The organism is Brevundimonas sp. ZS04 (assembly GCF_001956865.1).
Classification (GTDB): Bacteria; Pseudomonadota; Alphaproteobacteria; order Caulobacterales; family Caulobacteraceae; genus Brevundimonas; species Brevundimonas diminuta.
The window spans coordinates 1-827 of the sequence record NZ_MTHE01000038.1; the positions used below are offsets into that span (position 1 = coordinate 1).

At 70.0% G+C, this 827-nt stretch carries 2 protein-coding genes; both read right to left on the minus strand.

The genetic code is table 11. The features are described from left to right. Positions 1–300 (minus strand): hypothetical protein (locus tag BJP32_RS16650; RefSeq protein ID WP_198935309.1); only part of this gene is annotated, 300 nt, incomplete at its 3' end. A gap of 92 nt (positions 301–392) precedes the next feature. Further along, on the minus strand, positions 393–827 hold a 435-nt coding region (locus tag BJP32_RS16655; protein ID WP_158043319.1), incomplete at its 5' end, for an ABC transporter permease.

Consider the following 827-nt stretch of genomic DNA (forward strand, 5'->3'; position numbering starts at 1 on the left):
ACGGCGCGGGACCATGGAGCCGCCGAACACGTCGGCGGGTCGGGCGGCGGGCGCGGCCGGGCGCGAGGCGGCGGGCTGGGCCGCCTGCGGGCGCGCGGGGGCGGGCTTCGGCTGGGCCGGTTTCGGGTGCGGCGGCATGGCGGCCAGGCGCGCCAGGCCCTCGTCGCGCGGCAGGGGGCCGACGTGGAAGGCGGCCTGTGGCGGGCGGCCCCAGGTGATCTGGCCCCGGCGGAAGGGCTCGGGGGCGCGCGGGGCGGACTGCGTTTCAGGCGACTGGGGCTTGTCGTCGGCGTCGGACATTCGGTCTCCGGCGCCCGGCCGGGCGCGCATCAGGTCGAAAAGGCGTTAGAGGGGCAGGACGGTGAGCGCCGAGTTCGGCGCTTTCGTGACCTTCAGTTCTTCAGACGATAGCCGGTCTTGAAGATCCAGCCCACCACCGCCAGACAGGCGAAGAAGAAGCCCAGCGTGGCCGCAAGGCTGATTTCGACGCTGACGTCCCCCACGCCGTAGAAGGCCCAGCGGAAGCCCGAGATCAGATAGACCACCGGGTTGAACAGGGCGACCGTGCGCCAGCCCTCGGGCAGCATCTCGATCGAATAGAAGGCGCCGCCCAGGAAGGTCAGGGGCGTGACGATCAGCATGGGCACGAACTGAAGCTGCTCGAAATTCTGCGCCCAGACCCCGATGATGAAGCCGAACAGGGCGAAGGTGGTCGAGATCAGGATCAGGAAGGCCAGCATCCAGAAGGGGTGCAGGATCTCGAGCGGCACGAAGAAGGCCGCCGTGGCCAGAATGATGAGGCCCAGGATCGCCGACTTGGTCGCCGC